The sequence below is a fragment of the Bradyrhizobium sp. USDA 376 genome, from assembly GCF_054063675.1.
Genome location: NZ_JBSSGN010000001.1, coordinates 8,568,146 through 8,586,983, shown reverse-complemented (window position 1 = coordinate 8,586,983; position 18,838 = coordinate 8,568,146). Strand labels below are relative to the sequence as shown.

General features: G+C 65.7%; 17 protein-coding genes, 1 tRNA gene and 2 pseudogenes. 10 read left to right on the top strand and 10 right to left on the bottom strand.

Features of this window, described 5'->3' with window-relative positions:
• The first annotated feature begins 40 nt into the window (after positions 1-40).
• The 5 genes from ACVJ19_RS40455 (at position 41) to ACVJ19_RS40435 (ending at position 4,453) form a co-directional block, all read left to right on the top strand.
• Positions 41-1,375 carry a dihydroorotase gene (locus ACVJ19_RS40455; RefSeq protein ID WP_453954638.1) on the top strand — a complete coding sequence of 445 codons (1,335 nt, stop codon included), beginning with the start codon at positions 41-43 and terminating at the stop codon, positions 1,373-1,375.
• Positions 1,376-1,557: 182 nt separating this feature from the next.
• Positions 1,558-2,427, top strand: coding sequence for a sulfurtransferase (locus ACVJ19_RS40450; protein WP_453954637.1), 870 nt, complete (start codon positions 1,558-1,560; stop codon positions 2,425-2,427).
• A gap of 389 nt (positions 2,428-2,816) precedes the next feature.
• Positions 2,817-3,500, top strand: a complete 684-nt coding sequence (locus tag ACVJ19_RS40445; RefSeq protein ID WP_453954636.1) for an RNA polymerase sigma factor — start codon at positions 2,817-2,819, stop codon at positions 3,498-3,500.
• A 91-nt stretch (positions 3,501-3,591) separates the two neighbouring features.
• On the top strand, positions 3,592-4,122 hold the full coding sequence (locus ACVJ19_RS40440; RefSeq protein ID WP_453954635.1) for a DUF4142 domain-containing protein: 531 nt from the start codon (positions 3,592-3,594) through the stop codon (positions 4,120-4,122).
• Between the two features lie 10 nt (positions 4,123-4,132).
• The gene (locus ACVJ19_RS40435; RefSeq protein WP_453954634.1) at positions 4,133-4,453 is read left to right on the top strand and encodes a cupredoxin domain-containing protein; all 321 of its coding nucleotides are present in this window, start codon (positions 4,133-4,135) and stop codon (positions 4,451-4,453) included.
• Between the two features lie 112 nt (positions 4,454-4,565).
• On the opposite strand, the gene ACVJ19_RS40430 is transcribed toward ACVJ19_RS40435, so the two are convergent.
• The 4 genes from ACVJ19_RS40430 to ACVJ19_RS40415 all read right to left on the bottom strand — a co-directional run bounded on the left by ACVJ19_RS40430 (position 4,566) and on the right by ACVJ19_RS40415 (position 6,671).
• Entirely contained in the window at positions 4,566-4,832 is a 267-nt protein-coding gene (locus tag ACVJ19_RS40430) for a hypothetical protein (protein ID WP_018648760.1), read from the bottom strand.
• A 295-nt stretch (positions 4,833-5,127) separates the two neighbouring features.
• A complete protein-coding gene (locus tag ACVJ19_RS40425) occupies positions 5,128-5,505 on the bottom strand; it encodes a TIGR02301 family protein (RefSeq protein ID WP_453954633.1) in 378 nt (125 codons plus the stop codon).
• Positions 5,506-5,702: 197 nt separating this feature from the next.
• Positions 5,703-6,137: an NUDIX hydrolase gene (locus ACVJ19_RS40420; protein WP_453954632.1), complete on the bottom strand. Its 435-nt coding sequence runs from the start codon at positions 6,135-6,137 to the stop codon at positions 5,703-5,705.
• 33 nt (positions 6,138-6,170) lie between these two features.
• Entirely contained in the window at positions 6,171-6,671 is a 501-nt protein-coding gene (locus ACVJ19_RS40415) for a hypothetical protein (RefSeq protein WP_018648757.1), read from the bottom strand.
• A gap of 63 nt (positions 6,672-6,734) precedes the next feature.
• On the opposite strand from ACVJ19_RS40415, the gene ACVJ19_RS40410 reads away from it, so the two are divergent.
• Positions 6,735-7,496, top strand: coding sequence for an SOS response-associated peptidase (locus tag ACVJ19_RS40410; RefSeq protein WP_453954631.1), 762 nt, complete (start codon positions 6,735-6,737; stop codon positions 7,494-7,496).
• 143 nt (positions 7,497-7,639) lie between these two features.
• Here the strand turns inward: ACVJ19_RS40410 and ACVJ19_RS40405 are convergent, their stop codons facing one another.
• The 6 genes and pseudogenes from ACVJ19_RS40405 to ACVJ19_RS40380 form a co-directional block, all read right to left on the bottom strand.
• Positions 7,640-8,833: a CaiB/BaiF CoA transferase family protein gene (locus tag ACVJ19_RS40405; protein WP_453954630.1), complete on the bottom strand. Its 1,194-nt coding sequence runs from the start codon at positions 8,831-8,833 to the stop codon at positions 7,640-7,642.
• Between the two features lie 34 nt (positions 8,834-8,867).
• The gene (locus tag ACVJ19_RS40400; RefSeq protein WP_453954629.1) at positions 8,868-9,797 is read right to left on the bottom strand and encodes a glycine reductase; all 930 of its coding nucleotides are present in this window, start codon (positions 9,795-9,797) and stop codon (positions 8,868-8,870) included.
• Positions 9,798-9,920: 123 nt separating this feature from the next.
• Positions 9,921-10,508 carry an NUDIX domain-containing protein gene (locus tag ACVJ19_RS40395; protein WP_453954628.1) on the bottom strand — a complete coding sequence of 196 codons (588 nt, stop codon included), beginning with the start codon at positions 10,506-10,508 and terminating at the stop codon, positions 9,921-9,923.
• Positions 10,509-10,717: 209 nt separating this feature from the next.
• On the bottom strand, positions 10,718-11,152 hold the full coding sequence (locus ACVJ19_RS40390) for a GNAT family acetyltransferase (protein ID WP_453955307.1): 435 nt from the start codon (positions 11,150-11,152) through the stop codon (positions 10,718-10,720).
• A 2-nt stretch (positions 11,153-11,154) separates the two neighbouring features.
• Positions 11,155-12,582: an FAD-binding oxidoreductase gene (locus tag ACVJ19_RS40385; RefSeq protein WP_453954627.1), complete on the bottom strand. Its 1,428-nt coding sequence runs from the start codon at positions 12,580-12,582 to the stop codon at positions 11,155-11,157.
• A 79-nt stretch (positions 12,583-12,661) separates the two neighbouring features.
• Positions 12,662-13,652, bottom strand: a pseudogene (locus ACVJ19_RS40380) (L-threonylcarbamoyladenylate synthase).
• 68 nt (positions 13,653-13,720) lie between these two features.
• Between ACVJ19_RS40380 and ACVJ19_RS40375 the strand changes: the two are divergent.
• The 4 genes and pseudogenes from ACVJ19_RS40375 (at position 13,721) to ACVJ19_RS40360 (ending at position 18,814) form a co-directional block, all read left to right on the top strand.
• Positions 13,721-13,797, top strand: a tRNA-Pro gene (locus ACVJ19_RS40375).
• A 265-nt stretch (positions 13,798-14,062) separates the two neighbouring features.
• Positions 14,063-15,850, top strand: a complete 1,788-nt coding sequence (locus ACVJ19_RS40370) for a sensor histidine kinase (RefSeq protein WP_453954625.1) — start codon at positions 14,063-14,065, stop codon at positions 15,848-15,850.
• Complete coding sequence (locus ACVJ19_RS40365) at positions 15,847-17,205, top strand: sigma-54-dependent transcriptional regulator (RefSeq protein WP_453954624.1); 1,359 nt, start codon at positions 15,847-15,849, stop codon at positions 17,203-17,205. Before ACVJ19_RS40370 ends, ACVJ19_RS40365 begins: the two co-directional genes overlap by 4 nt.
• 336 nt (positions 17,206-17,541) lie before the next feature.
• Positions 17,542-18,814, top strand: a pseudogene (locus tag ACVJ19_RS40360) (MFS transporter).
• Positions 18,815-18,838 lie beyond the last annotated feature (24 nt).

Below are 18,838 nucleotides of genomic sequence, written 5' to 3'. Positions count from 1 at the left end.
ACAAGACCTCGAGCCCTGCGCTTGGGGATGAGAGAGGCCCATGACCCAGCGTTTCGATGTGATCCTAAAAGGCGGCACCGTCGTCAACCAGGATGGCGAGGGCCAGCGTGATATCGGCATCGCGGGTGGTCGCATCGCCGAGTTGGGCGCGCTATCGCAGGCGTCCGCGGCGGAGGTGATCGACTGCAAGGGCCTCCACATCCTGCCCGGCGTGATGGACACGCAGGTGCATTTCCGCGAGCCCGGGCTGGAACAGAAGGAAGACCTCGAGACCGGCTCGCGCAGCGCCGTGATGGGCGGCGTCACCGCCGTGTTCGAGATGCCGAACACCTCGCCGCTGACGGTGACCGAGGCCACCTTCACCGACAAGGTGAAGCGCGCCCATCATCGCATGCATTGCGATTTCGCCTTCTTCATCGGCGGCACCCGCGAGAACGTGCAGGATCTGCCCGTGCTGGAGCGCGCACCGGGCTGCGCCGGCGTCAAGGTGTTCATCGGCTCGTCCACCGGCGCGCTGCTGGTGGAGGACGACGAGAGCCTGCGCCGCATCTTCCAGGTGATCCGGCGCCGCGCCGCCTTCCACGCCGAGGACGAATACCGCCTCAACGAGCGCAAGCCGCTGCGCATCGAGGGCGATCCGCGCTCGCATCCGGTCTGGCGCGACGAGGCCGCGGCGCTGATGGCGACGCAGCGCCTCGTCAAGCTCGCGCGCGAGACGGGCAAGCGCATCCATGTGCTGCACATCTCGACCAAGGAAGAGATCGAGTTTTTGCGTGATCACAAGGATGTCGCCTCCTGCGAGGCGACGCCGCATCATCTCACGCTGGTCGCGCCCGAATGCTACGAGCGGCTCGGCACGCTCGCGCAGATGAATCCGCCGGTGCGCGGCGCCGACCATCGCGCCGGCATCTGGCGCGGCATCGAGCAGGGCATCATCGACGTGCTCGGCTCCGACCACGCTCCGCATACGCTGGAGGAGAAGCAGAAGACCTATCCGGCCTCGCCCTCCGGCATGACCGGCGTCCAGACGCTGGTGCCGCTGATGCTCGACCACGTCAATGCCGGCCGCCTGTCGCTGGCACGGTTCGTCGACCTCACCAGCGCCGGCCCCGCACGTCTCTATAACATGGCCTGCAAGGGCCGCATCGCCGCCGGCTACGACGCCGATTTCACGGTCGTCGATCTCAAGCGCAGCGAAACCATCACCAACAAATGGGTGGCGTCGAAAGCCGGCTGGACGCCCTATGACGGTGTCCGCGTGACGGGCTGGCCCGTCGGCACCTTCATCCGCGGCCGCCGCGTGATGTGGCAGGGCGAGCTGGTGACGCCCTCGCAAGGCGAGCCGGTACGGTTCTTGGAGACGTTGAAGCAGTAGGGCCCTTGGTCGTTAGGCGGCACAAACACGCTTTACGCTCGGTGTCGTCCTGGCGAAAGCCAGGACCCATAACCCCGACCGGACATTGTTGCGAAGATTGGTGGCCGCACTTGCCCGCAGCCAGATAATGAGGTGGTAATGGGTCCTGGCTTTCGCCAGGACGACGTTGGAGAGGTCATCGCATGTCCCAACCGACACCCCTCATCACCACCGAGCAACTCGCTGCCATCCTCGGCGATCCCAACCTCCGCCTCTACGATTGCACGACCTACAACGAGCCGGTGCCGCCGGGCAGCGACGTGCCCTATCGCGCGGTGCCCGGCGACAAAACGTTCGCCGCCGGCCACATTCCGGGTGCAGATTTCCTCGACCTGCAAGGCGAGTTCTCCGACACCTCCGCGCGACCGCTCTACATGATGCCGGATGTGGCCCAACTGGAGGCCGCCTTCGGCCGCCACGGCCTCGATGCGAGCAAGACCATCGTGCTCTACAGCATCGGCACCATGATGTGGTCGACGCGGTTCTGGTGGATGCTGCGCTCGCTCGGCGTCGATGCGCAGGTGCTCGACGGCGGCCTCGACAAATGGAAGGAGGAGGGGCGGCCGGTCGAGACGGGCGCACCGAAGGGCTATCCGGCCACGACCTTCAAGGCCGCCCCGCGCGCGGGCTTTTTCGTGGACAAGGACACCGTGAAGGCGCGGATCGGTGATCCCGCAACTGTAATCGTCAACGCGCTCTTGCCGCAATATCACCAAGGCCTTGAGCCGAGCCGCTACGGCCGGCCCGGCCGCGTGCCCGGCAGCGTCAACGTATCAGCCCCAACACTCGTCAATGCCGACAAGACGCTGACGAGCCTCGCCGATGCGGAAGCGAAGTTCGCGGCCCAGGGCGTCACGCGCGACAAGACTGTGATCGTGTATTGCGGCGGCGGCATCTCGGCGACGATCGACCTCTTGCTGCTGACCCAGCTCGGCTACGACAAGCTGACGCTGTACGACGGCTCCATGGGCGAATGGGCACGGGATCCGGCACTGCCAATCGAGACGGATTAGATCTTACCCTCCCCTGGAGGGCAGGGCTATCGCATATGAAGATGCGTGGCGGATAGCTCGCCCGCAGCGGATCCTTCGAGACGCCCGCCGATGGCGGGCCCTCAGGATGAGGGCGGAGTGCGCGGCAGCAATTTCAACGGGGGCAATGCTGCTTAGCCTCATCCTGAGGAGACCGCTGGAAGCGGTCGTCTCGAAGGACGAGGCGCTTGCTCTGGCCGTCACCAAGAAGCCATCTGCGATAGCCCTGCCCTGGAGGGGGAGGGTCGATCGCGCGCAGCGCGAGCGGGCCCCTCCAGGGGAGGGTAAGATCCGGGCAAGAAAACTGGGAACCTTTTGGCGCTGGCTTGCATCCAATGTCCGAGGCCAACGGAGACAAGCAGGTAACCGCCATGCAAGGGAGCGCCAAGGCATCAGAAATCCGGTCATCGGAAGCGGAACTGATCGACCGCGCACGGGGCCGCGACGAGGCCGCGCTGCGCGAGATCATGCAGGCCAACAACCGCAGGCTATACCGCCTCGCGCGCGCAATTCTGCGTAGCGACAGCGAAGCCGAGGATGTGGTGCAGGAAACCTATGTGCGGGCCTTCACCCATCTCGACGGCTTCCGCGGTCAGTCCGGCCTGTCGACCTGGCTGTCGCGCATCGCCATCAACGAGGCGCTTGGCCGGGTGCGGAGCGCCAAGCCGCATGTCGAACTCGGCGCGCTGCCCGAAGCGGCGCTCGAGGCGCAGATCATCAAATTTCCCGTTTCTCCCCCAGGCGATCCGGAAAGGACCATGGCCCAACGTGAAATCCAGCGCGTCGTCGAACGCGCCATCGACGAGTTGCCGGATGTTTTCCGGATGGTGTTCGTCGCACGCGTCATGGAGGGCATGAACATCGAGGAGACCGCAGACCTGCTCGGTGTGAAGCCCGAGACGGTGAAGACGCGGCTGCACCGCGCCCGCACCATGCTGCGCGAGAATGTCGAGAAGGAGATCGGCCCGGTGATGATGGATGCCTTCCCGTTTGCCGGCTGGCGCTGCGAGCGCCTGACCGAAGTGGTGCTGAAGCGGCTCGGTGCAGGCGGCTGAAATTTTCCGGGAACGTTTGCGCGAAACGCCCATCCAATTCCTGTGAAGCAACGCGCCGGCAAAACGTCCGGCAGCACAGGAGTGTCAAACCATGTTCATCCGTTGGAGCGCGGCGGTCGCCGCGGCAATTCTGCTGTCGAGTCCCGCGCTGCAAGGCGCCAGCGCCGCCGAAAAGCCGACCGATCCGCAGATCGCCCATATCGCCTACACCGCCGGCGTGATCGACATCAACGCCGCCAAGCAGGCGCAGAAGAAAGCGAAGAACAAGGATGTCAAGGCGTTTGCCGAGGACATGCTGCGCGACCATGAGGCGGTCAACAAGCAGGCGCTGGCGCTGGTCAAGAAGCTGAAGGTCACGCCTGAAGACAACGACACCAGCAAGGCGCTGTCGAAGCAGGCAAGCGACAAGCTGGCCGAGCTCGACAAGCTGAGCGGCGCTGCCTTCGACAAGGCCTATGTCGCCAACGAGGTCGCCTACCACAAGGCGGTCAACAGCGCGCTGGAGACCCAGCTGATTCCGTCCGCCAGCAATGCGGAGCTGAAGAGCCTGTTGCAGACCGGCCTGAAGATCTTTCAGGGCCATCAGCAGCACGCCGAGCATGTCGCGGCCGAACTGAAGTAAGGAGCGTGAAATGAAGCCGGGACGCCTTGCTTCGATCGCGCTTGCGGTCGTCGTCCTACCGATGGTCGTCCCGGCGCACGCCGCGACGATAGAGATCACGATGGAGAATCTCGTGATCTTTCCGGCTGAGGTATCGGCGAAGGTCGGCGATACCATCACCTGGATCAACAAGGACGTCTTCGCCCACACCGCCACTGCGAAGAACGGAGATTTCGACGTGACGATGCCGCCGAAAAAGTCGACGACATCAGTGCTGAAGAAGGCGGGAACGGTCGAGTATTACTGTCGCTATCATCCCAACATGAAAGCGACGCTCAAGATCGAGCCGTGACGCAGGAGGGAGCGCATTCCCGCCTCTGTCGGGAACATCTCCCGGCTCGTCGCAAAGTCATTCATCCGTCAACTGGCCCCGCCTGCGTGGCGGGGTCATTTTCGAGACAGGCTTACTGCCGGGAGATGTCGACGGAGAATTCGCCGTTGCGGATGCGGCCCGGAAAACCCTCGACGAATTTTGCCACCGCATCCTCGCCATAGGTGCCGACGAGTTCGGCGAATGCGGCGAACAGGCTCGCCTGCGCCAGGCAGTCGCCGTCGACGCCGTCATGGCGCGCCTCGGCCCAGGCCTCGTTGAGATAGCTCAGGGCTGCCTGCTTCTGCTCGTGATCGGGCAGGGGCGCACGGTCGGGGGCGTATGAAATCGGCTGGCTCATGAAACTCGATCAGGGCTGGGGCGCGTCCACGGCGATGCGCTGCACGAGAGGTGTAGCACGGGTGTTTACGCCCGCTAGGCCACATCTTTAGGAACGGTTAACGGCTGTGAACAAAGTCGATGACAGGGTTCCGGCCGGGCCGTCGCATCTATCCTCTCTCGTCATTCCGGGGCGCGCGTAGCGCGAACCCGGAATCCATCGTGCCACCAACCATGCAGCCAAATGGATTCTCAGATGCGCAATTGCGCATCATAGCTCGCGACTTCGTCGCGCCCCGGAATGACGGATAGGGGCGCTAGTTCGCGTAGCGCGCGGTGAGATCGCGCGAGATCTTCGAGCCTTCCTCGATATAGCGGCGGATCGCCACCGTCGCGGCCGGCGTGCAGCTCCGGTAGGTCTGCTGGAAGCCGTTATAGCCGCGGTTGAAGCCGGCGATCATGCGGGTGCGGCGCTCTCCGGACGGGGTTTCGGCGTCGATCAGCGCCTGCATCTCGCTGCGCCATTTGTTGCCCTCGTTGGACCCGCAGATGCCGCGCAGATAGTGCAGGCCGCCGAGGATCTCGGCCAGCCGCTGCAGTTCGCCGTCAAACGGCGCCGCCACGTCCTGGGCCCGGGCGGGCGCCCAGGCGCAGGCGGCAATCAGGGCGAAAATGGCCAGAAATCGCGTCGACATCGGCGGCTGTATGCCCCCTCGGGACGGCGGGCGCAAGGCGGGCCGTACGGCAGTGCGCTCCCTCCCCCGCCTGCGGGGGAGGGTCGGGGAGAGGGTCTCTCCACGACGGGACAGTCCCCTAGAGGAGAAAGCCCTCACCCGCGCCTTCGGCGCGACCTCTCCCGCAAGCGGGAGAGATGTGGGACTCGCTGCGCCGGCTATGTCTCAATCAGCCGGTGGGCGGACTGGATGACCTCCTCCAGCCCCCCGGTCAGCTTGAGGTCGCCGAGGCTCGCCAGGGCGTCCGGGGCGATCCAGCGGTAATCGGCGAGTTCGTCGTTCAGGACAGGCTCCCGGGCCGCCCAGCGGGCGGCAAAGGACATGATCAGATAGTGGCCGGCGCCCGCCGCGGCCGGCAGCACCTCGCGCCAGCCGGCAAGGCCGACGATCTCGATCTCGAGCCCGGTTTCCTCGTCAACCTCGCGCTTGAGCGCCTGGTGCAGCGATTCGCCGAATTCGACCCGGCCGCCGGGCAGCGAATAGAACCCTTTTGCGGGCGAGCGGGCCCGGCGGGTCAGCAGCACTTGGCCGTCGCGGAAAATCGCGGCACTGACCGCGATCTGGGGATGACTGGGCTGGATGACCGCCGACATTTTCTTAAAGGACCTGTTCTTAAAGGATCTGGCTCAGTTCGCCATGATGGTGTCGACGTCGGCCTCCGCGCCGCCATTGATGATGCCGCCGCAGGCGGCGATCAGCGGCTTGACCCAGAGCGTGGCCTGCTCGGCGAGGCGCACGCGGGTGGTATCCTTCTCGACCTCGCGCATGGCCGATCCGACCGCGGTCAGGATCGAGGTCATGGTGTCCGTGATGTGGTCGAACTGGGCGCGCACGTTGGGATCGGCCTTCTCATAGGCTTCGATGGCAAGGTCCCGCGCCTTGAAATTGGACGCGGTGAAATGCTCGGCATAGGACAACGGCGACCAGGTCAAAAAATCTTCGGCGCATTCGGGCATATCAGGGACCATTTCCAGCAGCATCACGGCTTCATTGAAATGGTTGAGATAGTCAGTGGCAAGCCCGGTCCGCGGGTTGATGTTGGCCACGCGCAGCCGTTCGGCCCAGGCCGCAGCCTCGGGGCCCGTCTGTACATGCGTCCGCGCGGGTTGGGTGGCCGTTGAGCTCATCTGCCGCAGTGTTAACGTTCGGGGTTAAAAGGACCTGAACGGACCCTATATAGGCCCTCAAGGATGTGTGGACGCTTCGTCATAACTTCGGCCCCCGCGGCTTTGCGGCAACTGTTCGGCTATGTCGAGCAGCCGAATTTCCCGCCCCGGTACAATGTCGCTCCGACGCAACCGATTCCGGTCGTATTGGTCGAGAAAGGCGCACGCCATTTCCGCCCGATGCGCTGGGGCCTGCTGCCGAGCTGGGTCAAGGACCCCCGCGGATTTACGTTGCTGATCAACGCCCGGTCCGAAACCGTGCTGGAGAAGCCGGCGTTCAAGAAGGCTATACGCCGGCGGCGCGGCCTGATCCCGGCCGACGGCTACTATGAGTGGAAGTCTGAAGGCGGCCGCAAGCAGCCCTTCTTTATCCACCGCGCCGACGGTGAGCCGCTCGGCTTTGCCGCAGTGTTCGAGACCTGGGTCGGGCCGAACGGCGAGGAGCTCGACACGGTCGCGATCGTCACGGCGGCCGCCAGCGAGGACCTCGCCGCGCTGCACGACCGTGTGCCCGTCACCATCAGCCCGCGCGATTTCGAGCGCTGGCTCGATCATCGCGGCGACGAGGTCGATGCGATCCTGCCGCTGATGACGGCACCACGCATCGGCGAATTCGCCTGGCACCCCGTCTCCACCCGTGTCAACCGCGTCGCCAATGACGACGAGCAGTTGCTCTTGCCGATCAGTGCGGAGGAGATGGAGGCGGAGGCAGAGGCGGTGAAGCCGAAGAAGGTGCGGAAGGCCGCTGCGGCGTCGTCAGATGACGGGCAAGGCTCGTTGTTCTAGGCGAGCTGCCGTAGGGTGGGCAAAGCGACTTGTCCGCCGTAGCTCGAAGAGCGAAGGCGGAAGCGTGCCCACCAAGGCGGGCTCAAGGCACCAATGGTGGGCACGGCGCGTTGCGCCTTTGCCCACCCTACGGCAGTGGAGATCTAAACAACCTCCCGCGCCCTCAGCGCCGCAATCTCCGCCGCATCGAACCCCAGCTCGCCGAGCACCGCATCCGTATCCGCGCCCAGCTCCGGTGCCATACGATCCAGCTTGCCGCCGCCATGCGCGAGCTTGAACCCGCTGCCGGCGAAGCGCAGGCGGCCGTAGGGTGTATCCAGCTCCTGGATGGCACCACGCGCCTTGATTTGCGGATGGTCGATGACCTCCTCGACCTTCCAGATGCTGGCGCAGGGCGCGCCGGCGTCTTCCAAAATCGTCTCCCATTCGCGCGCCGGCTTTGCGGCGAGTGCCTCCTCGATGATGGCGCGCAGCGCACTCTCGTTCTCGTTGCGCGAAAACCAGTCCGCAAAGCGCGGATCGGACAGCGTGTCCTCGCGGCCGAGCGTGGACATCAGCGCGCGGTACTGCTTCTCGTTGTTGACGGCGAGCAGGATGTAGCCGTCGCCGCATTTGAACAGGTTCGCGGTGGTCCTGCGGCTCACCGCCTGGTTGCCCGACAGCTGCTGGCGATGGCCGGCAACCGACCAGTCGGCGATCTGCCCCGACAGGAACGCCAGCGTCGCCTCCAGCATGGAGACGTCGATGAGCTGCCCCTTGCCGGTGCGGTCGCGCTGATAGAGCGCGCTCGACACGCCGAACGCAGCCGTCGCGCCCGAGAGCACGTCGCACACCGCAAAGCCCGCGCGCGTCGGCCCCGTCTCGGGATGGCCGGTGATCGCCATGATGCCGGAGAGCGCTTGCATCTTGCCGTCATAGCCGGGCCGCAGGCGGTCCGGGCCGGTCTGGCCGAAGCCTGATACGGCGCAGTAGATCAGCTTTGGATTGATCGCCGAGAGCGCCTCATAGCCGATGCCGAGCTTGTCCATTACGCCCGGGCGGAAGTTTTCCATGACGACGTCGACGGTCGCGGCAAGCTTCTTCACGATCGCGATCGCATCAGGCTTTTGCAAATCGAGCGTCAGGCTGCGCTTGTTGCCGTTGATGGCCTGGAACGCCGGCGCCAGCCCGCGCTCGGCCCATTCGCGGGAGAGTGGCGTGCGGCGCATGTCCTCGCCCTCGCGCCGCTCGACCTTGATGACGTCCGCCCCCAGCAGCGCGAGCTGGTAGCTCGCATAGGGACCGGCCAGCACTTGCGTGAAGTCCAGGATCTTCACGCCCTCGAACGGTCGCGTCACGTCGTTCTCCCTTGATTGTTGTTATTGGAGGACGTCAGGCGGCGCGGTTGCCGCGCGCGATCTCCTTCTGCTTGTCGAATTCGGCGCGGCGGCGCGCGAGCTCTTCCGGCGAAAGCTGCGCGACATTGTTGTAGTCGAGCTTCCAGGAGGCGTCCTCGCTCCAGCGCAGCGGCGATTGCATCGTGGTCTGCGGCCCGCTCGCGCTCTCCAGCAGCCTGAGCGCCAGCTCCAGCGTCTGCGCCTGCGAGGCGACGTCGTGCGGCTTGCCGGCGGAGTTGCCGAGCGGGAAGTCGGAGAACAGGAAGCGCGGCACGGCGGCGTGCTCGATGATGTCCTTGGCGCAGCCCATGATCACGGTGGGAATGCCGTTCTGCTCCAGGTGCCGCGCCACCAGCGCGGTGGTCTGGTGGCAGACCGGGCAGTTCGGCACCAGCACGGCGACGTCCACCTTGTCGGCAAGGCAGCGCGAAAGAATCTCCGGCGCGTCGGTGTCGAGCGTGACGCGATGGCTGCGGTTGGTCGGGGCGCCGAAGAAGCGCTGGCTCACTTCGCCGATGCGTCCGGCGGCGGACGCCTTCAGCAGCTGCGGCAGCGGAAACCAGGTGCCGCTGTCGGTCGCCGACGTGTGCTTGCGGTCGTAGCCGATGTGGGAGATGCGAAGGTCGTGCTCTTGCGAGGTGTCGCCGTCATAGACCTGGTAGAACTTCGCGCTGCCGTTATAGGCCGCGCCCGGCCCCTGGTCGCCCTTGGTGGGATCGTACGGCGCGGCGGTGGTGATGATCGTCACGCGCGATTTCGCCAGCGGCCTCTTCAGCGGCTGGAACGGCGCCTCGGTGTAGTGCGCCCAGCGATACGGCGTGGTGTAGCCGATCGCCGCGTAATAATCGCGCGTGCGCTGCATGTAGGGGACGGGAGAATCATAGTCGGGCGCAAAGCCGAATTCGTCGTCGCGCGGAGCGGACATGGGGCGCGTCTCCTGGTTCTTGTTGAGGGCCAGACTAGAGATAGTTTTGGGGTTGCTCAACGGGGGGCAGGGCGGCGCAGGACAGAATTGCAGATGAGGATGGCGCGGCGCGGACGGTGCTTCTTACCCTCCCCTGAACACGTGCAGCGCCGCATATTGCAGCAGCATGATCGCCTTGGCGTCGATGATGCGGCCATCGGCGATCATCGCCAGTGCCTCGTCGATGGTGAGCTCCATCACCTCGATGTCCTCGCCCTCGTGCTCGAGGCCGCCGCCGTCGCTCACCCGCATCTCCGGCTCGTATTCGGCGACGAAGAAATGCAGCTTCTCGGTCACCGCGCCGGGGCTCATGAAGGCCTCGAACACCTTGTGGACGTGATGCAGGCGATAGCCGGTCTCCTCCTCGGCCTCGGCGCGGATGCGCACCTCGGGGGAGGCATCGTCCAGCACGCCGGCCGCCGCCTCGATAAGGAGATCGTCGTAGCCGCGGATGAATGCCGGCAGGCGGAACTGGCGCACCAGGATCACGGTGCGCCGGGCAAGGTTGTAGGGCAGTACGGCGGCGGCGTTGTCGCGCTCATAGGTCTCGCGGTGCTGCGTCTGCCACGCGCCATTGGCGCGCCGGTACTCGAACGTCGTGGTCTTCAAGGGCGTCCAGTTGTCCGAGAGCACGCGGACGTCCTTGATGCGGACGCGATCGGAAATGGTCATGGCTGTCTCTCTTTTCTTCACCTCGCCCCGCTTGCGGGGAGAGGTCGGATTGCGCAGCAATCCGGGTGAGGGGGTACAGGTCTCTCGCCGATCTCATCCGCGGAGAGAGGCCCCTCACCCCAACCCTCCCAGCGCGAGCGCAGCTCGTCGCGCCCCCGTAAGAACGGGGCGAGGGAGCGCAGTTGCGCTTGCGGATACGGCGCTGTCATTCAAGGTGTCGTCGCGCGGCCGTCGAGCCACTTCTGGTACATCACGGAGGTGGACAACTCGAAACCCAGCGACCCGTAGAACGCATTGGCCTGCGCGTTCTCGCGCCGGACCAGAAGCTGCAGCTTCGAGATTCCAGCCTCGCGCAGCCAGTCCTCCGCTGCAGCCATGATCACGCGTCCATGGCCGCGCTTCTGGCTGTCGGGATCGACGGCGACGTAATAGACCCAGCCGCGATGGCCGTCATGGCCGACCATGACGGTCGCGACGATCCCGCCGGCCTCGCGGCCGACCAGCACGGTCGAGTTTTCCCGCCGCCGCGCCAGCGCGATGTCGGCGTGCGGATCGTTCCAGGGCCGTGTCAGGCCGCAGCGCTGCCACAGCGCAACGACCTTCTCGACATCGGCATCCCCAATCGTGTCGATCGCCAGCGACATGCTCACAGCACTTTCCCCGGATTCATGATGCCGAGCGGGTCGAGCATCGCCTTGATCGACCGCATCAGCTCGATCGCGGTCTTGTCCTTCACCTCGGGCAGCTCGTCGCGCTTGAGCACGCCGATGCCGTGCTCGGCCGAGATCGAGCCGCCCATGCGCAGCACGATCTCGAACACCACGGCGTTCATCTCGTGCCAGCGCGCCAGAAAGTCGGCGGTGTTGGCGCCGATCGGCTGGCTGACATTGTAGTGCAGATTGCCGTCGCCGAGATGGCCGAACGGCACCGGCCGCGCGCCCGGGATCAGCTTGACGACGGCGGCATCGGCCTCCGCGATGAAGGCGGGCACGGCGGCGACCGGCACGGAGATGTCGTGCTTGATCGAGCCGCCCTCCGGCTTCTGCGCCGCCGACATCTCCTCGCGCAGCTTCCAGAAGTTGTTGCGCTGGGTGAGGCTGGCCGCGATCACGGCGTCGTCGACGATCTCTTCCTCCATGGCGCGGGTCAGGATCGTCTCCAGCGGCGTGCGGGCATCGTCGCCGGTTGTGGACAATTCCATCAGCACATACCAGGGATGTTTCTCTGCAAGCGGATCGCGCACGTCGATGCCGTGGCGGACCGAGAAATCGACCGCCATTTCCGACAGCAATTCAAAACTCGTCAGCGCATTGGCGGCTTCGCCCTGCGCGATCGTCAGCAGCTTCAAGGCCGCCTCGGGCGACTTCAGCCCGACGAAGGCAGTCTCGACCGCCCGCGGCTTCGGAAACAGCTTCAGCGTCGCCGCCGTGATGATGCCGAGCGTGCCTTCCGCGCCGATGAAGAGGTTGTGCAGATTATAGCCGGTGTTATCCTTTTTCAGCTTCGACAGCACGTTGAGCACGCGCCCGTCCGCGAGCACGACCTCGAGCCCCAGCGCCATCTCGCGCGCAACGCCGTAGGCGAGCGCGGCGGTGCCGCCGGCATTGGTGGAGAGATTGCCGCCGATGGTGCAGCTGCCTTCGGCGCCGAGCGACAGCGGAAACAGCCGGTCCACGTCGGACGCCTTCTGCTGCGCGACCTGCAGTACCACGCCGGCCTCGCAGGTCATGGTGTTGGAGGCGGTGTCGATCTCGCGGATCTTGTCGAGGCGGCGCAGCGACACCACCACCTCGCCATTGTGCGGCGTCTGGCCGCCGACGAGCCCGGTGTTGCCGCCCTGCGGCACCAGCGCGATCCTGTGCTCCGAGGCGAGCTTGCAGATCGCGGCGACTTCCGCGGTCGAGCCCGGGCGCAGCACCAGCGGCGAGCGGCCGTGGAACAGATTGCGCTCCTCGGTGACGTAGGGCTCGATGTCGGTCGCGTCCGTGATCGCGTGGCGATCGCCGACGATCTTGCGAAATTGCTCGATCAGCTCGGGCGCAAGCGGAGGCGTGGCAGATTTATTGATGTTCATTGTCTCGTCTCTACTTCGCTCTTATTCTCTTGCGCATGATCCTATCGGAAAACCGCTGCACACTTTTCCGGATCATGCGCTATCGGGCCACCGCAGCTCGCCGCAGCCGGTCATTGATTGCCTCGCCCAGATCCACTTCGGGAATCGGCATCACCGCGATCGCGCGCGGCGCTCTCGCATCCAGGCTGCGAAGATAGCCGAACAGATTGGCGGCGGCTTCATCGAGATCACCGGCGGGCGACAAATTCATGACGGCCGCGGCAGCGTCAACGCCGGGCAGCCGCGCGGGGCCAAACGCCAGCAGCGCTTCGCCCGGCGCAACGTCCTGCGCGTTGAGCCGCACATTGGCGCGCGGCGCGTAATGCGAGGCCAGCATGCCCGGCGCCAGCGGTTGGCTGTCGTCGCTGTCGGCCTCCACCGGCGGCCGCGCCAGGGGGCGCACCGAGCACCGCCTCGATCCGTTCGCGCGAGAGCCCGCCGGGCCGCAGCAGCATCGGCGCGTTGAGGCAGCCGACAATCGTCGATTCGACGCCGACGTGGACCGGTCCCCCGTCGACGATCAGGTCGATCCGCCCCGCAAGGTCGCTCTCGACATGGGCCGCCAGCGTCGGCGAGACGTGGCCGGAGATGTTGGCGGAGGGCGCCACCACGGCTCCGCCGAAGGCGCGCAGGATCGCCTGCGCCACCGGGTGGGCGGGAATGCGGATCGCGACGGTGTCGAGGCCCGCGGTGGCGAGATCCGCCACCGGGCAGTCGTCCGTCTTCGGCACCACCAGGGTCAGAGGCCCCGGCCAGAACGTCTCCGCGAGCTTCAATGCGCGGGCGTCGAACCGCCCGATCCGCCGTGCAGCGGCGATGTCCGCGACATGGGCGATCAGCGGATTGAACGCAGGCCGCCCCTTGGCGCTGTAGATATGGGCGATTGCGGTGGCATTGGCGGCGTCCGCGCCGAGGCCATAGACCGTCTCGGTCGGAAACGCGACCAGCCCGCCGGCCGCAAGCATCCGGGCCGCGGCCCCGGCGGCGGCCTCGCCAGCCGGTAAAATCAGCGTTTCAAGACCCGTTTTCACAGGGACAAAATTCCTCATCTCGGCCGCTTGCGGTGCGCCAAACCCGACGCTATAAGCCGCCTTCTTGTCGGAGTGTGGCTCAGCCCGGTAGAGCACTGCGTTCGGGACGCAGGGGTCGCAGGTTCGAATCCTGCCACTCCGACCATTCTTCCAAAAGTCGACGTTTTCCAGAGACTTGGCGGACCGGCCGCCGGAGCCTCGGAGCGCCTTTTTGCAACGATTTCGGGATCGGGTCCACGGCGGATTTGGGTCGGCAGGGCCGCTTGCCGATGCGGCATGGCTCCGCAAGGCAATCAGGGTGCGAGGCGACCGCGTGGCCGGCTCGGGGATCCGCCGGAGCCCCCTTGTTCGCAGCCGCGCCACAGGTCCTGCCTGTGCTACTAGCGATATCGCCTCGATCCGGAGCCCCGATGCAACGCCCCCGTCCAGCCCTGCCGCGATACGTGCTGATCGGCGCAACCGCGCTTGCGGCCATCGCGGCAGCGGGCTGGCTGGCTTACGTCCTTGCGCTGGATGCCGCCTTTGCGCGCATGGAGCGGGAGGCCAATGACCGGCTTGCGCTGATTGCCAGCACCTTCGATGCGACTGTCGCGCGCTATCGCTATCTGCCGGCGGTTCTGTCGCTCGCCGATCCCATCCGCGAGCTCTATCGCGACCCCCATGATGCATCGGCGGCCGCTGCCGCCAACCGCTACCTCAAATCGCTCAATCAGGGAGCCCGGTCCGCCGAGCTCTATGTTCTCGACAGCACCGGCCTCGCGCTCGCGGCAAGCAATTTCGATCTGGATTCGAGCTTCGTCGGACACAATTACGGGTTCCGCGCCTATTTCATGGACGCCATGCGAGCCGGCGAGGGCCATTACTACGCCGTCGGCGCCACCACGGGACAGCCTGGCTATTTCCTGTCGCATCGGATCATGGAGGGCGGCAAAACCCTCGGCGTCGCCGTGGTCAAGATCGATCTCAGTGCGCTCGAGGCCGACTGGGGGCGCGCCGGCGACCTCGTCGCGATGGAGGACGAGAATGGCGTGATCTTCCTCGCCAGCCGCGAGGACTGGAAATACCGTCCGCTGCTGCCGATCCCCGCGCAGCGACTCGCAGAACTGAATGCCGTGCAGCAATTCGGTCAGGCGATCGACCCGGCTCCGGTCTTCCTGCCCAAAGGCGACCGGGAACGCGTTCAGATCGGTCGTGCGCGCGGCCGAGGCAATGTCGAGCTTGGGGACTACGCCCTTCAGGTCCGTCCGCACGATCAGGGCTGGCGGCTGCTCCTGTTCTCCGACGTCGCGGATGCACGGCGCAATGCGGCGACCGCCGCGATCGCGAGCGTCTTCGCCCTGATCGCCTCTCTGCTGGTCGTGCTGGTGGCCTATCAGCGCCGGCAGGTCGTCCGGGCGAAGCTCGATGCACATGACGTTCTCGAGCGGCGTGTGGCCGAGCGCACGGAAGAGCTGCGCCGGACCATGGAAAGCCTCGTGCAGAGCGCCAAGCTTGCAAGCCTCGGTCAGGCGCTCGCCGGTGTCGCCCACGAGATCAACCAGCCGCTCGCGGCGTTGATCACCTATGTCGCGAGCAGCCGCGTCCTGCTCCGCCGCAACGAGGTCGATCGCGCCGCCGCCAATCTCGACCTGATGTCCTCGATCGCCGAGCGCATGATGGCGCTGATCGATCACCTCAGGATGTTCGCGCGCAAGGAGACCGGCACGCGCAGCGCCGTCGCGCTCGCGCCCGTGGTCGACAATGCGATCCGCCTGTTGCAATACCGGATCGACAACGAGCATATCGAGGTGGTGCGCTCCGCGCCGGCCGAGTCGCTTCATGGCCTCGCCAATCCGATCCGGCTCGAGCAGGTTGTCGTCAATCTGCTGTCGAACGCGATCGATGCGATGCGCGATCGCGAGCGGCGGGTCCTCGGGGTCACGCTCGACCGCCGCGACGACAGCGCCGTGATCGAGGTCAGCGACACCGGCGCGGGCATCGCACCCGAGCACATCAAATCGCTGTTCGACCCGTTCTTCACGACCAAGGAGATCGGCGAGGGGCTTGGCCTCGGGCTCTCGATCTCGTACGGAATTGTCAGGGAGTTCGGAGGAGATATCCTGGTGGACAGCACGCCGGGCAGGGGCTCGACCTTCAAGGTCGTCATTCCGGTCCTGGACGTCGCACAGGTCTCGCAACATCAGGAATTGCACGCATGAGCGGGTCCGTGCTCGTCGTCGACGACGAGGAGATCGTCCGCAATTCGGTGCGGCAATGGCTGGAGCTGGGCGGCTTCACGGTCAGGGCCGCCGCCGGCGCGGATGAGGCCATTCGTCTCGTGACAGACAGCCCGCCCGACGCCGTGCTGACCGATTTTCGCATGCCGCACCGATCCGGGCTGGAATTGATGCGCGACGTTCACCGCGCCGATCCCGACATTCCCGTCGTGCTGCTGACCGCGCATGGCGACGTGCCTCTGGCGGTCGCTGCGATGCGCGAGGGCGCCTACGACTTCCTGCAGAAGCCTCATGATCCCGAGCTCCTCTCCGCCGTCATGACGCGCGCCATCGAGCGGCGGCAGTTGAAGCTGCAGCTTCGCCAGCTCTCGGATCGCCTTGCCGCGCCCGGCGAGATCGATGCCCGCCTGGTCGGGCTGTCGAAGGCGATGGTCGCGGTGCGGGCCAGCATCCTCGAGCTTGCCGGTCATGATCGCGACGTGATCGTCACCGGTGAGACCGGAACCGGCAAGGAGGTGGTGGCGCGGGCGCTGCACGATTTCGGTCCGCGTGCGAAGGCGCCCTTCGTCGCCGTGAACTGTGCCGCGATCCCGGCCGAGCTGTTCGAAAGCGAATTGTTCGGCCATGAGGCCGGCGCCTTCACCGGCGCACGTGGCGCCCGCATCGGGAAGTTCGAGCATGCCAGCGGCGGCACGCTTTTGCTCGACGAGATCGAGAGCATGCCGCTGCCGTTCCAGGCCAAGATCCTGCGCGCCCTCCAGGAGCGCACGATCGAGCGGGTCGGCTCCAACAGGCTTCTGCCGGTCGACGTTCGCGTCATCGCGGCTGCAAAAGGCGATCTTGCGACCGAAAGCCGTCAGGGGCGCTTCCGTTCCGATCTCTACTTCCGCCTCGCGGCGGCGGAGATCCAGCTGCCGCCGCTGCGCGAGCGCGGCAATGACGTCCTGCTGCTGTTCGAGCATTTCGCCGCCGCCGCCGCCAAGGGCGCGGGCCGCACCATGTCGTCGCTGCGGGCGAACGATCTCGATGCGCTGCTCGCCCATGACTGGCCAGGCAATGTGCGCGAGCTGAAGAACGTTGCCGAACGCTACGCGCTGGGGCTGGCGGCGACCGGCCGCAGCGTGGCCGAGATCCTGCGGCGCGGCGAACCGGGGGCGCCGCAGCGGACGCTCGCCGACCGCGTTGCGGCCTATGAGCGCGCGCTGATCGAGGCCGCCTTGCGCGAGCACGATGGGTCGATTGCCGCCGTCACCGAGGAGCTTGGCGTGCCGCGCCGGACCCTGAACGAGAAAATGGCGAAATACGCGCTGGCGCGGCCCGGCCGCAGGGATCCCTGAGCCGGCAAGCCTCGGCGGAAATCCGCCGATATCGGCGTTCGCGTCGGCGGATTCTTGCCGACGCTCTGGCCCCCGCAAGGCTTTCCTCCTCAAGAAACTGCCCTGTTTGCTGCAATTCCCAGCGTTTTCGCGCGCCGGTCGCGTTGGCACGGCCGTTGCTCAAGGAGCGCCGAAACCATCCGGTTTTTCGGGGCGGCATCAACTCGCGCTCCAACAAGCGAGCGGATGGCTTCGTCAAAGGACAACAAATATGCGGAGGACGTCGTGAGTTCACAGGAAGCCTCAATTCACAATGTCGGCGCGCCCGTCACGGAGACGCGCGCGGATAGCCTTGACATGAAGCGCCGGTTGCGGGCGATCTTCGTCGGCTCCGTCGGCAATCTCGTCGAGTGGTACGATTTCTATGCCTATGCGGCGTTCTCGCTCTATTTCGCCAAGGCGTTTTTTCCCGACGGCGATGAAGTGGTGCAGCAGCTCAACGCGGCGCTGCTGTTTGCGGCGGGCTTCCTGGTGCGTCCCCTCGGCGGCTGGCTGTTCGGCCATCTCGCCGATCGCTACGGCCGCCGCAACGCCCTGACGCTGTCCGTCGTGATGATGTGCTTCGGGTCGCTGATCATCGCGGTGACGCCGACTTACGCCTCGATCGGGCTGGCGGCTCCCATCATCCTCGGCCTTGCGCGCGTCCTGCAGGGCCTGAGCCTCGGCGGCGAATACGGCACCAGTGCAACCTATCTCAGCGAGGTCGCGGACGAGAAGAACCGCGGCTTCTATTCCAGCTTCCAGTATGTGACGCTGATCGGCGGTCAGCTCTGCGCCATCCTCGTGCTGCTCCTGCTGCAGAAGGTGTTTCTCTCGACCGAGGAGATCCGCGCCTGGGGCTGGCGCGTGCCGTTTGCGTTCGGTGCCGTACTCGCGGTCGTGGCCGCGCTGATGCGCAGCAACCTTCATGAGACCGATGCCTTCAAGAGCAGCCAGGCGGCGGTCAAGAAATCCAGCTCGATCCGTATGCTGCTGAACTATCCGCGCGAGCTTCTGCTGGTGGTGGGACTGACCATGGGCGGCACGGCGGCCTTCTACACCTACACCACCTATATGCAGAAATTCCTTCGCCTCTCGGTGAAGCTGACGGACGACCAGACCACCATGGTGACGGCAGGAAGCCTCGTCTTCGCGATGGTGCTCCAGCCGGTCTACGGCGCGATCTCCGACCGCATCGGGCGCAAATGGCTCCTGATCGGATTCGGCGTGTCCGGCACGCTATTCACCATTCCGCTGTTGACGACGCTCCAGGCGACGCATGATGCGTTCTCGGCCCTTCCTCCTCATCGCCGCTGCCTGGATGATCGTATCGGGCTACACGGCGATCAATGCGGTGGTGAAAGCCGAATTGTTTCCGACCAGCGTGCGGGCGACCGGCGTCGGCGTGCCCTATGCACTGACTGTCTCGATCTTCGGCGGCACCGCGGAATCGATTGCGCTCTGGTTCAAGTCCATCGGTCACGAAAGCTGGTTCTACTGGTATCTGACCGCCTGCATCGCGGTGTCGCTGCTGGTCTATCTGACCATGCGTGACACCAAGACCATGTCCGCAATGGATCGCCACGAATAGGTCCAGGGCGTTGGTACCGGCGGT